This window comes from Kribbella sp. NPDC051137 (genome assembly GCF_040682535.1).
GTDB classification, from domain to species: domain Bacteria; phylum Actinomycetota; class Actinomycetes; order Propionibacteriales; family Kribbellaceae; genus Kribbella; species Kribbella karoonensis.
Genome location: NZ_JBFBBI010000005.1, coordinates 838,290 through 853,581, shown reverse-complemented (window position 1 = coordinate 853,581; position 15,292 = coordinate 838,290). Strand labels below are relative to the sequence as shown.

Annotated in this window: 14 protein-coding genes; 8 read left to right on the top strand and 6 right to left on the bottom strand. The window is 70.3% G+C overall.

Going from position 1 to position 15,292, the window contains the following annotated elements; translation table 11 throughout:
* The first annotated feature begins 9 nt into the window (after window positions 1-9).
* From AB0M51_RS30050 to AB0M51_RS30015, 8 genes are all read left to right on the top strand, one after another.
* Entirely contained in the window at window positions 10-1,164 is a 1,155-nt protein-coding gene (locus AB0M51_RS30050; protein WP_344189040.1) for an aldolase/citrate lyase family protein, read from the top strand.
* Window positions 1,165-1,173: 9 nt separating this feature from the next.
* Window positions 1,174-1,413 (top strand): thiamine-binding protein, encoded by a 240-nt coding sequence (locus AB0M51_RS30045; protein WP_344189042.1) that lies wholly within the window; start codon window positions 1,174-1,176, stop codon window positions 1,411-1,413.
* The gene (locus AB0M51_RS30040) at window positions 1,406-1,771 is read left to right on the top strand and encodes a helix-turn-helix domain-containing protein (protein WP_344189044.1); all 366 of its coding nucleotides are present in this window, start codon (window positions 1,406-1,408) and stop codon (window positions 1,769-1,771) included. The genes AB0M51_RS30045 and AB0M51_RS30040 overlap by 8 nt, the downstream gene beginning before the upstream one ends.
* Window positions 1,772-1,859: 88 nt before the next feature.
* Complete coding sequence (gene uraD, locus AB0M51_RS30035; RefSeq protein ID WP_344189046.1) at window positions 1,860-2,354, top strand: 2-oxo-4-hydroxy-4-carboxy-5-ureidoimidazoline decarboxylase; 495 nt, start codon at window positions 1,860-1,862, stop codon at window positions 2,352-2,354.
* Window positions 2,351-2,668 carry a hydroxyisourate hydrolase gene (uraH, locus tag AB0M51_RS30030; protein WP_344189048.1) on the top strand — a complete coding sequence of 106 codons (318 nt, stop codon included), beginning with the start codon at window positions 2,351-2,353 and terminating at the stop codon, window positions 2,666-2,668. Before uraD (AB0M51_RS30035) ends, uraH begins: the two co-directional genes overlap by 4 nt.
* Before the next feature lie 6 nt (window positions 2,669-2,674).
* A complete protein-coding gene (pucL, locus tag AB0M51_RS30025; protein ID WP_344189051.1) occupies window positions 2,675-3,580 on the top strand; it encodes a factor-independent urate hydroxylase in 906 nt (301 codons plus the stop codon).
* The gene (locus AB0M51_RS30020) at window positions 3,580-4,917 is read left to right on the top strand and encodes an 8-oxoguanine deaminase (protein ID WP_344189053.1); all 1,338 of its coding nucleotides are present in this window, start codon (window positions 3,580-3,582) and stop codon (window positions 4,915-4,917) included. The genes pucL and AB0M51_RS30020 overlap by 1 nt, the downstream gene beginning before the upstream one ends.
* Window positions 4,918-5,029: 112 nt before the next feature.
* A complete protein-coding gene (locus AB0M51_RS30015; protein WP_363751438.1) occupies window positions 5,030-5,428 on the top strand; it encodes a hypothetical protein in 399 nt (132 codons plus the stop codon).
* A 27-nt stretch (window positions 5,429-5,455) separates the two neighbouring features.
* Here AB0M51_RS30015 and guaD read toward each other — a convergent pair whose 3' ends face one another.
* The 6 genes from guaD to AB0M51_RS29985 all read right to left on the bottom strand — a co-directional run bounded on the left by guaD (window position 5,456) and on the right by AB0M51_RS29985 (window position 15,226).
* Window positions 5,456-6,733 (bottom strand): guanine deaminase, encoded by a 1,278-nt coding sequence (gene guaD, locus AB0M51_RS30010; protein WP_344189055.1) that lies wholly within the window; start codon window positions 6,731-6,733, stop codon window positions 5,456-5,458.
* On the bottom strand, window positions 6,730-7,635 hold the full coding sequence (xdhC, locus tag AB0M51_RS30005; RefSeq protein WP_344189057.1) for a xanthine dehydrogenase accessory protein XdhC: 906 nt from the start codon (window positions 7,633-7,635) through the stop codon (window positions 6,730-6,732). The genes guaD and xdhC overlap by 4 nt, the downstream gene beginning before the upstream one ends.
* A complete protein-coding gene (gene xdhB / locus AB0M51_RS30000) occupies window positions 7,623-9,950 on the bottom strand; it encodes a xanthine dehydrogenase molybdopterin binding subunit (protein ID WP_344189059.1) in 2,328 nt (775 codons plus the stop codon). Before xdhB ends, xdhC begins: the two co-directional genes overlap by 13 nt.
* A complete protein-coding gene (locus AB0M51_RS29995) occupies window positions 9,947-11,431 on the bottom strand; it encodes an FAD binding domain-containing protein (RefSeq protein WP_344189061.1) in 1,485 nt (494 codons plus the stop codon). Before AB0M51_RS29995 ends, xdhB begins: the two co-directional genes overlap by 4 nt.
* Window positions 11,428-13,341, bottom strand: a complete 1,914-nt coding sequence (gene uraD / locus AB0M51_RS29990) for a 2-oxo-4-hydroxy-4-carboxy-5-ureidoimidazoline decarboxylase (protein ID WP_344189063.1) — start codon at window positions 13,339-13,341, stop codon at window positions 11,428-11,430. Before uraD (AB0M51_RS29990) ends, AB0M51_RS29995 begins: the two co-directional genes overlap by 4 nt.
* A gap of 142 nt (window positions 13,342-13,483) precedes the next feature.
* Window positions 13,484-15,226 (bottom strand): helix-turn-helix domain-containing protein, encoded by a 1,743-nt coding sequence (locus AB0M51_RS29985; RefSeq protein WP_363751433.1) that lies wholly within the window; start codon window positions 15,224-15,226, stop codon window positions 13,484-13,486.
* Window positions 15,227-15,292 lie beyond the last annotated feature (66 nt).

Sequence of the window (15,292 nt, the reverse complement as noted above, 5' to 3'; positions counted from 1 at the left end):
GAGGCCGGAGTGGATGACCTGATGACCGAGCTCGACCGTCGGCTGGCAGCCGCGGACGCGGCCCTGATCGCCGACTACCGCGGTGACCGCGGCGTCCGGCAGCCCGTCCACACCGTCTACGTCCCGGCCGACCGGTACGACGAGAACACCGTCGCGGACTGGGGTGCCCGGGCGCTGGAGGCACTCGACGAGCACCCGGAGTTCGGGAAGGTCCTGGACCTCCCGGACGAGGTGTACGAGCGGGTCCGCGGCAAGCTCGCACGCGAGCCGATCGAGGATCTCCGGATCGACTTCGAGGACGGCTACGGCAACCGCCCCGACGAGGAGGAGGACGCGGCCGCGATCGCCGCGGCCCGGATCGCCCGGCGGTCGCCGTACTTCGGCCTCCGGATCAAGTCGCTGGAAGCGCCGACCCGGCGCCGGGGCGTCCGGACGCTCGACCTCTTCCTCCAGCACCTGGGTACGGTCGACGACGGCTTCGTCATCACGCTCCCGAAGGTGACGTCGGTCGAGCAGGTCGAGGCGATGGTGTACGTGCTGGAGACGCTGGAGCGCCGGCATCAGCTGCCGCGGTTGACGTTCGAGATCCAGGTCGAGACCCCGCAGGCGATCCTCGGTGCGGACGGTACGGCGCTGATCGCGCGAATGGTCAAGGCCGGCGGCTCGCGCGTCACCGGTCTGCACTACGGCACGTACGACTACTCCGCCTCGCTGGGCGTCGCTGCGGCGTACCAGAGCATGGAGCATCCGGTCGCGGACCACGCGAAGGACGTCATGCAGCTCGCCGCGGCCGGCACCGGCGTCTTCGTATCCGATGGGTCGACCAACGTTCTCCCGGTCGGCGACGCGATCCACGACGCCTGGCGCCTGCACTTCCGGCTGGTACGCCGTTCGCTCGCGCGCGGCATCTACCAGGGCTGGGACATGCATCCCGCGCAACTCCCGACCCGGTTCGCGGCGACGTACCTGTTCTACCGCGAGGGCTTCGACCAGGCCGCGCTCCGGCTGCGCGCGTACCTCGGCCACGGCGAGTCCGGGTACCTCGACGAGCCGGCGACCGCCGTCGCGCTGGCCGGATTCGTACTGCGGGGCATCGAATGCGGTGCGATCGACACCACGGAGTTCGACGTGAAGGACCTCGCGAAACTCGCTCGGCGCGCCTAGCCTCGCGTCATGCGACTTGTAGCGGAGTTCACCACGGAACCCTTCGACGTGGAGGGGGCGCCGCCCGCGCACGCCACCGAGGCGCTGCGGGCGGCGGAGGCGGCCGGGCTCGACTGCGAGTTCGGTCCGCTCGGGACGCAGGTGAGCGGCGAGCAGCACCTGCTGCTGCCCGCGCTGCCGAAGGTCCTCGAGGCGGCGTTCGCCGGCGGCGCGAGCCAGGTGACCCTGCAGGTACGGCGCGATGGCTGACCAGCACCCGCTCGTCGAGGCGATCACCCCGCTGGTCGAGCGGCTGAACGCCGAGCTGATCGCGCCGGCGGACGCCCGCGACGACGACATCCCACTGAAGTGGGAGGGGGAGCCGGTGGTCGCCGTACGCCTGCCCTCTTCGAAGGCTTCGGAGGGTGGCGTGCAGAGCTTGCTGGCAGACGTCGCGGCAGAGCTCGGCGGTCCGCTGCGCGACCTGTCGCGGCACGACAAGCAGCAGGCGGTGCTGCTGCTGGAGTCGCGCGGTGCCTTCGAGTACCGGAAGTCGGCGGAGATCGTGGCCGAGGCGCTCGGCGTCACCCGCTTCACCGTCTACAACTACCTGAACCGCTCCCGCTGAAATTCAACAAACTGTTGACGGCGGGCCCGGCGGATGTCACGCTCTCGTCATACGGAAAGTTGATTTCGGGATTCGAGAAGGTGTGATCGTGAACCTGGAGGAGTTCAACTCCGCTCCGGCCGACCGCGTGCGGCCGGCGCTGGCGGCCTGCTGCGACGTACCGCGGTGGGTCGACGCGATCCTCGCCAAGCGGCCGTACGGCGAGGTCGCCGCACTGACCGCGGTCGCCGACCAGGTACTGCGGGAGCTCGACGACGACGAGGTCGACCGGGCCCTGCAGGCGCACCCGCGGATCGGCGACCGGCCGCAGGGCGCGAGTACCGAGGCGGCCTGGTCGCGGTCCGAGCAGTCCGGGGTCGGCGACGACGCCGGCGTCCGCCAAGAGCTTGCCGAGGGCAACCGTCAGTACGAGGACCGGTTCGGCCGGGTGTTCCTGATCTGCGCCACCGGACTGTCGGCGGCGCAGATGCTGAGCAGCCTGCGGACCCGGCTCACGCACGACGACGCGACCGAGGCGGCAGTTGTCCACGAGGAGCTGCGGAAGATCGCGCTGCTCCGGTTGAGCAAGGTGGTGACGGCATGAGCTCCTTGTCCACGCACGTACTGGACACCGCACTGGGCCGACCGGCTGCCGGCGTTCCGGTGCAGCTGTATCGCGGTGACGTTCCCGAAGCGTCGGGTACGACGGACGCCGACGGCAGGATCGGCGAGCTCGCGCCGAAGCTCGAGCGCGGGACGTACCGGCTGCGGTTCGACGTCACGACGTACGCGGAATCCACCGGCCAGGACATCTTCTTTCCCGAGGTCTCCGTGACCTTCACGGTCGCCGACGAGCGGCACTACCACGTCCCGTTGCTGCTCAGCCCGTTCGCGTTTTCCACCTACCGAGGGAGCTGATCTCAGATGGCCATCCACCTGGGAGCCAACCAGTACGGCAAAGCCGAGAACCGCGTCGTCCGCATCTACCGTGACACGCCCCGCCACCAGATCCGCGACCTGAACGTGTCGACCGCGCTCCGCGGCGACTTCGAGGCCGCGCACACCACCGGCGACCAGGCCGGCGTACTGCCGACCGACACGCAGAAGAACACCGCCTTCGCGTTCGCCAAGGAGAAGGGCATCGGCGCGATCGAGGACTACGCGCTGACCCTCGGCGACCGGTTCCTGGAGGCGTCGCCGGCCGCGTCCGGCGCCCGGATCGCGGTCGAGGAGTACTCCTGGGAGCGGATCCTCGTCGACGGTCAGGAGCACGACCACTCGTTCGTCCGGAGCGGCGCCGGCGTCCGGAACACGGTCGTCAACATCGACGGCCGCGGCGCGGACCGGAAGGCGTACGTGGTCTCCGGGATCAGCGACCTGATCGTCCTGAAGTCCACCGGGTCCGAGTTCCACGGGTTCCTGAAGGACGAGTACACGACGCTGCAGGAGACGGACGACCGGATCCTCGCGACCTCGCTGGTGGCGCGCTGGCGGTACGACCACACGGAAGTCGACTGGGACAAGTCGTACGACGCGGTCAAGGCGCTGCTGCTGTCGCGCTTCGCCACGATCCACAGCCTCGCGTTGCAGCAGACCTTGTACGGCATGGGTTCCGCCGTACTCGAAGAGCATCCGGAAGTTGCCGAGATCAAGTTCTCGGCGCCGAACAAGCACCACTTCCTGGTCGACCTGTCGCCGTTCGGGGTCGAGAACCCGGGCGAGGTCTTCATCGCCGCGGACCGCCCGTACGGCCTGATCGAGGCCACGGTGACCCGCGACGACGCCGGCGACTCGGGCAGTGCCTGGGTCAACATGGCCGGCTTCTGCTGATGTCCCGGATCGTGATCGAGGGCGCCTACGTGGCGACCCTCGATCCGGCCCGGCGCGAGTTCACCGGCCACGTGGTTGCCGAGGGCAATCGCCTGGTGGCGGTCGGGCCCGGGCCCGCTCCGACGTACGACGATGCCCGGGTGGTCGACGGGCGCGGCTGCCTGGTGACGCCGGGGTTCGTGAACACGCACCAGCATCTGTACCAGTGGGTGACGCGCGGGCTCGCTGCCGACGCGACGCTCTTCGAATGGCTGACAACGCTCTACCCGGTCTGGGCGCGGATCACCCCGGACACCGTGAACGTCGCGGCCCGGGCCGCGCTCGCCCAACTGGCGCTCACCGGGTGTACGACGGTCGCCGACCACCACTACGTCTTCCCGGGTGGGGATCTGCTCGCGGCCGAGATCGAGGCGGCCCGCGAGATCGGGCTGCGCTTCCATCCCGCGCGCGGGTCGATGGACCGCGGTCAGAAGGACGGCGGGCTGCCGCCGGATTCGGTGGTCGAGGACCGGGACGCGATCCTGATCGCGACCGAGGACGCCATCGACCGTTGGCACGACCCGGCATCCGACTCGATGCTGCAGATCGTGGTGGCGCCGTGCTCGCCGTTCAGCGTGAGCGGCGAGCTGATGCGCGAATCGGCCGAGCTCGCCCGGCGTCGCGGCGTACGGCTGCACACGCATCTCGCGGAGACGACGGACGAGACGTCGTGGTGCCGGGAGACGTACGGGTGCACGCCGCTCGAGTACGCCGACCGCCTCGGGTGGACCGGGCCGGACGTGTGGTTCGCGCACGGGATCCACTTCGACGACGCGGAGATCAAGCACCTCGGCGGTACCGGCACGGGCGTCGCGCACTGCCCCAGCTCGAACGCCCGCCTCGGCGCCGGTATCGCCCGTACCGCTGATCTCCGCGCCGCCGGATCCCCCGTCGGCCTCGGCGTGGACGGTGCCGCCAGCAACGAATCCGGCAGCCTCGTCGAGGAACTCCGCCACGCGCTGTTGTTCGCCCGAGCCCGCGGCGGCCCCCAGGCGCTGACGGTCCGCGCCGCCCTCGAGATGGCCACCCTCGACGGTGCCCGCATCCTCGGCCGCAGCGACGACATCGGCTCGCTCGAACCCGGCAAACAGGCCGACCTGGCCCTCTGGGACCTCACCGGCCTCCCCCACGCCGGCATCCCCGACCCGATCACGGCCCTCATCCTCTCCACACCCCCACCCCTCGCACTCCTCCTCGCGAACGGCCACCCCGTCGTCGAACACGCCGTACTCCAAACCGCCGACTCGCACACTCTGGCTGCCGAGGTCGCCCGCACCCAGGCCGCGCTTCTGCGCTGACAACGACAACCGCCGGGGTCGTCCACAACTGCGATCTGCCTGTCCGGGTGGGAGCTGAACGCCTGCACCTTCTTGGGCATGAACAGGAGACTGGAAGTCGTCGCGGCCGCCCGTGGCGGGTGGTTCACGCCCGGACGCACGCGCCGCCGCACAGTTCGCCGACGGCCGGAGCGAGTCGGTCGGGGAGTCCCGCTTCCGCGTCCTGATGGCGAACCACGGACTCCCCGCACCGGAGCTTCAGGTCGAGATCCGGGACGACCACGGCCGGCAGATCGCGCGCGTCGACTTCCTGGTCGCGGGCGTGCTGGTGATCGAGTTCGACGGCGCCCTGAAGTACGCCGACGGCCCGGGCGCGGTGGTCGCGGAGAAGTGGCGCGAGGGCCGCCTGCGCGAGCGGGGGGACGGCGTACTCCGCTTCGGCTGGGCGGATCTGAACCGTCCGCACGAGACGGCCGCGCGGATCTGGCGGGGGATCGCGAGACATACGCCGGGGTCGCACGACAAGCAATAGCGTGTCGCGCGACCCCGGCGGGGGTGCTCAGTGGAGCAGGTCGCCGTTGAGCCAGACGGCTTGGATGTCGGCGGGGGTGCCGAGGGTGAAGATTCGGGCTAGGGCCTCGTCCGTGTCTTCGGCGTGGGTGATGGCTACCGAGAGGGGGGAGCCTTCGGCGGGGCGGAGGAGTTGGGCGTCGAAGTACTGGCCGACCGAGAGGTGGCCTACCCGCGGGAGGTCGAGGGCCTCGGCGCCGGCGGTGGTGGCGAGGTAGAGGAGGTGGGCGGCCGTGAGCGGGCGGCCCTGGTCGCCGAGGAGTTGCTGGCAGAAGTACGCCTGCAGGCCTTCCTTGAGGAGGGAGAAGCCGGTGCCGGCGCCGACGTCCGACCCGAGCGCGACGCGTACGCCGTACTGCAGGTGGCGCGTCAGCGGGAACAGTCCGCTGCCGAGTGCGGCGTTGCTTGTGGGGCAATGGGCGACGGTGGCGCCGCTGGTCGCGAGGGTCTTGAGCTCGACGTCCGTCGGGTGCACGTTGTGGGCGAGCACGGTACGCCGGTCCACCAGCCCGTGCCGGTCGTACGTCGTCACGTAGTCGCTGCCGCCGAACAGGTCGGCGACTGTCGCGATCTCGGCCTCGTTCTCGTTCACGTGCGAGGTGAACAGCGCGCCGGGGATCGCGTCCATGAGGTCGCGGCAGGTGGCGAGCAGGTCGTCGGTGCAGGACAACGAGAAGCGCGGCGTGACGGCGTACCGGTTCCTGCCGACGTTGTGCCAGCGGTTCGCGAGCGCGAGCGATTCGGCGTACGCGCGGACCGGGGTGGTGAGCAGCTCCGGCCGCAGCAGCCTGTCGCTCAGGACGAGGCCACTCGTCACCCGCAGGCCGACCTCGGACGCGGCGTTGAAGAGTGCGTCGACGGCGTCGGCGTAATGCGCCCCGAAGACGAGCGCGGACGTCGTACCGGCCGCTGCCAGTCCGCGGACGAACTCCTGCGCGACGCCGGTCGCGTAGGACACGTCGGCCATCCGCGCCTCTTCCGGGAGCGCGTATCGGTCCAGCCACTCGAGCAGCGGCAGGCCGAGGCCGCCGACCGCGCGGATCTGCGGGAAGTGCACGTGGGTGTCGACGAACCCGGGGAGCACGACGCCGTCGCGGAGGTCCACGACCTGCTCGGCGGGGTGTGCCTCGCGGATCTGCAGGTACGGGCCGCGGGCAACGATCAGGCCGTCCTCGACGAGCAGGCCGGCGTCGCTGTCGACCCGCAGCCCGGCGCCCGCGAACGGGCTCTCCGGGGTGTCGATGAACGTGCCACGGTAGAGAGTCATGCTTGTGCCTTACGCTGAGCCGAGGCGGGGCGACGCTCGGCAGATCGAGCCGACACGGGAAGCCGCGCGGCGGACTGCGCCGCGGCGGACGACGCCCCGGCTGTTTGTTCGGTGAAGCGTTCGAGGAGCCAGGCGGCGACGCTGACGGCGATCACGGCCGGCTGCTTGCCGATGATGCTCGGGATGCCGATCGGGGTGGTGATCCGCGCGATCGCCTCGGCCGGGTTGCCGTCGTCGGCGAGCTTGCGCTGGAACCGGGTCCACTTCGCGCTCGACCCGATCAACCCGATGGTGGCGAGCTGGTCGTTCCGGATCGCGGCGTCGCAGAGCGCGGCGTCCTCGGCGTGGTCGTGCGTCATGATCACGACATGTGTACCGGGCGGCAGCTCACCGACGACCAGCTCGGGAAGCACCGGCACGTTGTGCACATGGACCTGCGCGACCGCATCGTCCAGTACGCCGAGCCGCTCGCCCGTCAGCTGGTCCGCGCGCGAGTCGACGAGGTGCAGCTCGATGTCGTGCCGCGCGAGGATCCGCGCCAGCTCGAGGCCCACATGCCCGACCCCGAAGATCGCCACCGACGGCACCACAGGCAACGGCTCCAGCAGCAACCTCACCTCACCACCACAACACTGAACCCCGTGCTGGTACGGCGCTTTGTCCGACAACGCCGCGGTCAATACCTCAGGAGCAGCCGCCCCGCCGGCGATCATCTCCCGGGAGCGCTCGACCCCCAGCGCCTCCAGATTGCCGCCGCCGACCGTCCCCCAGACGTGGTCCACGGCAACAACCATCTTCGCCCCGGCCTCGCGGGGCGCATGTCCACGAACAGACAGCACGGTCACCAGCACCCCGGCCTGACGCCGAGCCCGGAGCCGTTGCACAGCCTTCACCCACTCCATGAGGCACCTCCGCGGGCCCGATCGAGCGCCCAGTAGACCGCTTCCGGTGTTGCGGGGGAGGCGAGGTCGACGCTGGTGCCAGGTGGGCCGAAGGCAGCGGCTGCCTGGCGTAGCGCCTCGCGGACGGAGAAGGCCAGCATCAGCGGCGGTTCGCCTACTGCCTTCGAGCCGTAGACGACACCTTCCTCGTGCGCCTTCTCCAGCAGCGTCACGTTGAAGACCTCCGGCATCTCCGAGAAGCTCGGGAGCTTGTAGGTGCTGGCGGCCTGCGTGGACAGCCGGCCGGTCTTCGTGTCCCAGCGGAGGTCCTCCAGCGTCAACCACCCGGCGCCCTGCACGAACCCGCCCTCGATCTGGCCGATGTCGATCAGCGGGCTGAGGCTGTCGCCGACGTCGTGGACGATGTCGACGCGCCGCAGCGTGTACGAACCGGTGAACCCGTCGACCTCGACCTCCGCCGCGGCCACGCCGTACGCGAAGTACTTGAACGGCTCGCCACGCATCGCGTTCGCGTCCCAGTGCAGCCCTTCGGTCCGGTAGAACCCGGCCGCCCACAGTTGCACCCGCTGGTGATACGCGAGATTGACCAGCTCGTTCCAGTCCACGCCGTCGCCGGACAGCCCGCGGACGACGCCGTCGGCGAAGCGCACATCCAGAGGACTGATCCCGAGCTTCCCGCCGGCGACCTGCGCCAGCCGCTCGCGGATCTGCTCGCACGCGTTCTTGATCGCCGCGCCGTTCAGATCAGCACCCGAAGAGGCGGCGGTCGCGGACGTGTTCGGCACCTTGTCGGTCCGTGTCGGAGCCAGTCGCACCCGGGACAGCGGTACGCCGAGGGTGGTCGCCGCGACCTGCAGCATCTTCGTGTGCAGGCCCTGCCCCATCTCGGTGCCGCCGTGGTTGATCAGCACCGACCCGTCCTTGTAGACGTGCACCAGCGCACCCGCCTGGTTGAACGCGGTCAGGTTGAACGAGATCCCGAACTTCACCGGCGTCATCGCCAACGCACGCTTCACCTGCGAATGCGCAGCGTTGAACTCGGCAATGTCGGCAGCCCGTCGCTCCACGTCCCCGGCAGCGAGCACCTGCGACCAGCAGGACTCCAGCCGATCCGCGTGCCGCACCGGCTGGCCGTACGGCGTGGAGTCGCCCGGCTGGTAGAAGTTCCGCCGGCGCAGCTCCAAGGCGTCGTACCCGAGCAGCGGCGCGCACCGTCCGAGGATGTCCTCGATCACGAGCATCCCCTGCGGCCCGCCGAATCCGCGGAACGCGGTCTGCGACGTCTTGTTGGTCTTCGCGATCTGCCCGTCGACGCGAACGTGCGGGATCTCGTACGCGTTGTCGATGTGGCACATCGCCCGCGCCAGCACCGGCTCGGAGAGGTCGAGGCTCCATCCGCCGTCCGCGGTGATCGTCGCGTCCAACGCCAGCAACCGGCCGTCGGACGAGAAGCCCACCGTCCAGCGGCTGTGGAACCCGTGCCGCTTGCCCGACATCGTCAGGTCCTGCGTCCGGTTCAGCCGCAACCGCACCGGCCGCCCGGTCAGCGTGGCACCGAGCGCCGCGATCGCCGCGAACCCGTGCGGCTGCATCTCCTTGCCGCCGAACCCGCCGCCCATCCGCAGGCACTGCACCGTCACCGAGTGACTGGCCAGCCCGAGCACATGCGCGACGATCTCCTGCGTCTCGGACGGGTGCTGCGTACTCGACTGCACGAAGATCTGCCCGTACTCGTCGACCTGGGCCAACGCCGCGTGCGTCTCCAGGTAGAAGTGCTCCTGGCCCGCGAACTCGAACTCGCCGTTGAATACGTAGGCAGCCTTGCCGAGCGCGTCGGTGACGTCGCCGCGCTCCAGGTGCCGCCCGATGCCCTGGAAACTCCCGGCCGCGATCGCCTCGCGGACGGTCACCAGCGACGGCAGCGGCTCGTACTCGACCTCCACGGCCGCCGCTCCGAGCCGCGCGGCCTCCAACGTCTCCGCGAGTACCCAGCACACTGCATGCCCGTTGAACATCACCTCGTCCGGGAACAGCGGCTCGTCGTGCTTCACGCCCGCGTCGTTGACCCCTGGTACGTCGTCCCCGGTCAGCACCCGGACAACCCCGGGCACGTCGTACGCCGGCTTCACCCGGAGCGCGGTGATGCGTGCGTGCGCGTGCGGCGACTGCACCGGCCATGCGTGCAGTACGTCGCGAGTACGCATCACCAGATCGTCTGTGTACAAGGCGGTTCCGGTCACGTGCAGTGCGGCGCTCTCATGCGGCAGCGGTACGCCGACAACCGCGGCGGCCGGCCGTTCCGACAGCGAGCTCATGCTCCGACCTCCTGGAAGTAGAAGCGCAGTAACGACTGGCCGAGCATCGCGGAGCGGTACGACGAACTCGCGCGGTGGTCGTCCATCGGCGTACCCTCACCGGCCAGCACCGCGGCGGCGGTCCGTACGGTCGTCTCGTTCCATGGCCGGCCGATCAGCGCGGCTTCGGTCGCACCGGCTCGCAGCGGGGTGGCGGCGACACCGCCGAGGCCGATCTTCGCGTCCCGTACAACACCGTCCACGACGTCGACGGCGTACCCGATCGCGACACTGGAGATGTCGTCGAAGCGCCGCTTCGCGATCTTGTGGAACGCGGTAATCGGTGCCAACGGCAACGGAATCACGATCGACTTGATCAGCTCGTCCGGCGCCTTCACCGTCTGGCGGTATCCGGTGAAGTAGTCGGCCAACGGCACCAGCCGCTCGCCGCGGCCGGAGGCGAGAACGAGCTTGGCGTCCAGTGCCAGGAGCGCGGGAGGTGTGTCTCCGATCGGTGATCCGGTCCCGAGGTTCCCGCCGATCGTCGCGCCGTTCCGGATCAACCGCGAGGCGAACTGCGGAAACAGTTGCGCGAGCAACGGCACCCGTCCGTTCAACCGACGCTCGATCTCCGTCAACGTCAGCGCGGCGCCCAGTCGCACCTCGTCGGACCCGAAGCTAAACTCACGGAGTTCTTCGAGCCGGTCGATCGCGATGGTCAACGGCGGGCGTGACCCGAAGATGTTCACCTGGACGCCGAGGTCGGTCGAGCCGGCGACTACCACCGCGTCGTCCCGCTCACCCAGAACCGTCAAGGCAGCTTCCAGCGTGGGCGGCCGGAGGAACTCGCCCTCGGGCGAGACCATCCCGGTCGCCGCCGGAGCCGGGGGCGGCGAGTCGCGGCGTACGGCGAACGCGTCGTCCTCCGCCGGCTGGTCCAACGCATATGCAGCATCCCGAATAGGCCGATACCCCGTGCAACGGCACAAGTTCCCGCTCAGAGCATGAAGGTCGAACCCGTTGGGCCCGTGCTCGTGATCCGGAGCGCCGGCTGCGCCGGCGGGAACGGAGGAGGCGGCTTGTTCATCTGCCGCGGATGCGGCGCGACCCGGGCGGTAGTACTCGGCTGCCATGCTGCAGATGAAGCCGGGGGTGCAGTAGCCGCATTGGGATCCGCCGCGGACGGCCATCTCCTTCTGCACCGGGTGCAACTCGGCGGCCGACCCCAGACCTTCAGAGGTGATGAGCTCCTGGCCGTCCAGCGAGGCGACCGGCAGCAGGCAGGCGTTCACGGCTGTCCACTCGGTCGCCGACGATGTGCCGGGGCGGGCGACCAGCACCGAGCAGGCGCCGCACTCGCCTTCGGCACATCCCTCCTTGGCGCCGGTCAGACCCCGGTTGCGGAGCCAGTCGAGGACGGTGGTGTGGACGGAGACGTCACCGATCGGGGTGACGTCGCCGTTCACGGTCAGAGCGGGTGTGCGCAGGGCTTGCATGGTCATCGGTTGCTGCTCCATCGGGTACGCGCGGAGTGGATCGGGTTGGCGTCGGACACGAAATCGTCGAACCGGTAGCCGGCGATCTTCGCGATCTCGAGCAGGGCGGCCGCGTGCTCCTGGTTCTCGCAGTTCCCGAGCCGTTCGCGGCCCTGCTCGACGATCCGTTCGTACGACTCGGCGTCCCGCACCGAGATCACCAGCGGGAACCCGAAGCGTTCCTCGTACGCCGACGTGATCGCGGTCAGCTCGTCCCGCTCGGGATCGCCGAGGAACGTCAGCCCCTTGTCGGACTGGTCCCGCAGCGACGCCTCGCCGCTCAGCCCGTCGGCGACGAACTGCGACCCGAGCTGCGGGTACGCCTGGATCAGCTCGACCTGCTCGTCCTTCGAGCCGGAGAACAACGCCTCCTGGAACGACCGCCGCAGCGCATGCGTATCGGCGTACGGCCGCATCTCCCACGCCCGCTCGACCGCCCAGCGCGGGCCCTGGAACAGGCCGCCGAAGGTCTCGACGAACTCGGCCTGCGTCATCTTGTTCACCTGGTCCAGCCGGACCGTGTCGCCGGGCTGCCCCGCGACCGCCGGGCCGAAGTTCTTGCCGACGTGGTGGAACAGGATGTTCAGGAAGATCGCGGTCAGGCTGCCGAGCGTGATGCCGCTGCCGAAGATGATCTGGGCCCAGTGCGGCACCGCCTGCGCCACCTGCGGCTGCGCGGTGACGTACATCGCCAGCCCGACGCTGGTCGCGACGATCACCACGTTGCGGTGGTCGTGGAAGTCGACCTTGGCGAGCGTCTGGAACCCGACCACGGCGACCGTCGCGAACATCGCCAGCGCCGCGCCGCCGAGCACCGGATGCGGTACGCCGGCCACGATCGCGCCGGCCTTCGGCAGCAGCCCGATCAGGATCATGATCGCCCCGGCGGTGGCGACCACCCAGCGGCTGCGGATCCGGGTCAGCCGGACCAGTCCGACGTTCTCCGCGAAGCACGTGTACGGGAACGAGTTGAAGACGCCGCCGATCGTGGTCGCCAGGCCGTCGGCGCGCAGCGCCCGGGCGATGTCCTCGCGGCCGATCCGCTTCTCGACGATCTCCCCGGTCGCGAACACGTCACCGGTGGTCTCGACCGCGGTGATCAGCATGACCACGATCATCGAGATGATCGCCGCGACCGAGAACTTCGGCCAGCCGAAGTAGAACGGCTGCGTCACCCCGACCCAGGCCGCGTCGTGCACCGCGCCGAAGTGCGCGTCACCGAACGCCCAGGCGACCAGCGTCCCGGCCACCAGGCCGACCAGCACCGCGATGGTCGCCATGAACCCCTTGAACACGCGCTGGATCAGCACGATCAGCGCCAGCGTGCCGAGCGCGTACGCCATGTTCTTGCCGCTGGTCGGTGCCGCCGTCGGTCCCGCCCCGCCGACCGCGTCCCCGGCCGCGACCGGCAGCAGCGCCAGGCCGATGATCGTGATCACCGAGCCGGTCACCACCGGCGGGAAGAACCGGATCAGCTTGCTGAAGTACGGCGCGATGAAGAAGGTGGCCAGGCCGGCGACCAGGACGGAGCCGTAGATGACGAGCAGACCGTTGGTACCGCCCCCGGCCGCGAGCCCGATCGCGATCATCGGCGAGACCGCGGTGAACGTGACGCCCTGGAGCAGCGGCAACCGGACGCCGACCTTCCAGAAGCCGACGGACTGGATGATCGAGGCGATCCCGCAGGTGAAGAGGTCGGCGTTGATCAGGTGGATCAGCTGCTCGGTGTTCAGGCCGATCGCGCCGGCGAGCAGGATCGGTACGATCACCGCTCCGGCGTAGAACGCCAGCACGTGCTGGGTGCCGTACACCGCGAGCTTTCCAGGGGGCAGCACCTGGTCGACGGGGTGGCGGCTGGGCCGCAGGTTTGCCTTCATCGGGGACACGCTCCTCGGCTGCGTGGGGCGGCGGGGGATTTGAACCTGCCCCTGAGCATCGGCTCAACAGACTGTGGATTGCACCCGGCGAACCTCCGAAGATGAACAGCTGGAGAACGCCCTGTTTTGTGTGATCACACAACTACAGCGATTTGAGCGCCAGGAACACGTCGACCCGGTCCTCGAGGCTTGACAGATCGCGTCCGGTCAGTTGCTCAACGCGTTCGATCCGGTAGCGAACGGTGTTGACATGCAGGTGCAGCGCCTCGGCCGTCCGGGTCCACGAGCACGAGCAGGCCAGGAACGCCTGCAGCGTCGTGAGCAGGTCGGCGTGGGTACGCCGGTCGTGGTCGAGGACCGCCCCGAGGACGCGGTTGCTGTAGGTACGCCGTACGTCGTCGGGCAGCGTGGCGAGCAGCAGGACGTGCGAAGCGACCTCGTCCGACGTGACGACCGAGACCGGTGCGCGGGCCGCGCCGGCCGCACGCTGGGCGAACCGTGCCTCCTCGAGCGCCCCGGCGAGCGCGTCGATCGCCGTCTCGCCGCTGATCCCGACCGCGAGATGCGCCCGGTTCAGCCCGGGAGCGAGCCGGCCGATGGCGCGCCGGAGGTGCTCCGCGAGTTCCGGCGTGTACGGCAGGAAGCCGACGAGCAAACCGTCCCGCCCGGGCGCGACGACCGCGGGACCGACCGTCAGCGCGACGTCCTCGAGCAGCGTCAGCGCGACCTCACTGGGGCCGTGGTCGCTGCCGTCGTCGCGGAGACCGGCGACCGCGACGACCAGCGGTCGCTCCGAGTGTGCGCCGGCCTGCCGCAGGCGCGCGGCGACCTCGGTCTGTGGCGCGCCGGACTCGACGAGCGCCAGCGCGTCCGCGACCAGCGGGCGAAGCGCCCGGCGCCCCTCGTCGCGACGGGCGCGATCGAGGGCGGCGATCGCGCACAGCTCGTGAACCGCCTCGACGTGGTCGTGCGACCAGGTCGTGTGGTCACCGTCGATCGCCAGGAACCACGCCGTCAGCCGGTTCCCGAACCCAGACCCCACCGGAAACAAGCTGTACGCCGCCCCGCCCCCGCTCGCCCCGCCCCCAACCGCCCCGCCCCCGCTCGCGCCGGCCCCGGACGCCCCGGCCCCGGACGCGCCGGCCCCGGTCGCGCCCGCCCCGCCTGCCCTGCCTGCCGCGCCCGCCCCGCCCGTCCTGCCTGCCGCGCGGGCGGCGGGGACGGCACGCGCCGAGCCAGCTGCACTTGTCGTGCCGGTCGCGGCCGGTGGGGCGGCGACTGCCGGCAGTCGGTCCGCGGTCAGGAACCGATGGGTCACTGCGTCGAGCGTGTCGGGGTCGAGCTCACTCGGTCCTGGTACGACGTGCCGCCCGGTCGGCGTCAGCACCCGGCAGTCGTGCCCGATCTCGGCGGAGATCCGGGCCGCGAGCTCGTCCAGGCTGCGCCCGGCGGCGATCGACGACAACAGCTGCCGCTGCCGGACCAGGCTGGCCGACAACCGCGCGCCGGTCTCCGCCGACCCGGCCGCCGCGACGTACTCCGTGACGTCCGCGAACGCGACCTCGATCGGCACCTCGACAAGCGTCATCCGATGCTGCCGGCACGCCGCCAGCAGATCCTCCGGTACGTCGCCCAGTTGCGCCTTGCCCGCGAGGATCGTGGTCGCCCCGCGGGCCGCGACCGACGCCACGAACACCTCGCTGTCCTCCGGCTGCCGCCGCCAGACGAGCCCGGTCAGCACCACCTCGCCACCGCTCAGGTACCGCCCCGGCTCCAGCAGGTCGGTCGTCACCAGCCGCCCGATCGGGCGATCCAGCACGCCGCCCGCGGCGTACAGCAGGCGCAACCCGAGCTCGGGCGCGTCAAGCAGTTCGGCAAGCAGCACGGCGACCTCCTTTAGAGGAACGTACAACGCGCGCGTACGCGGGGGACAGCCCTCATATAGGACGCC

Bases quoted from the DNA above. Each gene is read 5' to 3' on its own strand.
- AB0M51_RS30045 (WP_344189042.1), top strand. From the start codon at position 1,174: ATGCGACTTGTAGCGGAGTTCACCACGGAACCCTTCGACGTGGAGGGG.
- AB0M51_RS30040 (WP_344189044.1), top strand. From the start codon at position 1,406: ATGGCTGACCAGCACCCGCTCGTCGAGGCGATCACCCCGCTGGTCGAG.
- uraH (WP_344189048.1), top strand. From the start codon at position 2,351: ATGAGCTCCTTGTCCACGCACGTACTGGACACCGCACTGGGCCGACCG.
- pucL (WP_344189051.1), top strand. From the start codon at position 2,675: ATGGCCATCCACCTGGGAGCCAACCAGTACGGCAAAGCCGAGAACCGC.
- AB0M51_RS30020 (WP_344189053.1), top strand. From the start codon at position 3,580: ATGTCCCGGATCGTGATCGAGGGCGCCTACGTGGCGACCCTCGATCCG.
- guaD (WP_344189055.1), bottom strand. From the start codon at position 6,733: ATGACTCTCTACCGTGGCACGTTCATCGACACCCCGGAGAGCCCGTTC.
- xdhC (WP_344189057.1), bottom strand. From the start codon at position 7,635: ATGGAGTGGGTGAAGGCTGTGCAACGGCTCCGGGCTCGGCGTCAGGCC.
- xdhB (WP_344189059.1), bottom strand. From the start codon at position 9,950: ATGAGCTCGCTGTCGGAACGGCCGGCCGCCGCGGTTGTCGGCGTACCG.
- AB0M51_RS29995 (WP_344189061.1), bottom strand. From the start codon at position 11,431: ATGACCATGCAAGCCCTGCGCACACCCGCTCTGACCGTGAACGGCGAC.
- uraD (WP_344189063.1), bottom strand. From the start codon at position 13,341: ATGAAGGCAAACCTGCGGCCCAGCCGCCACCCCGTCGACCAGGTGCTG.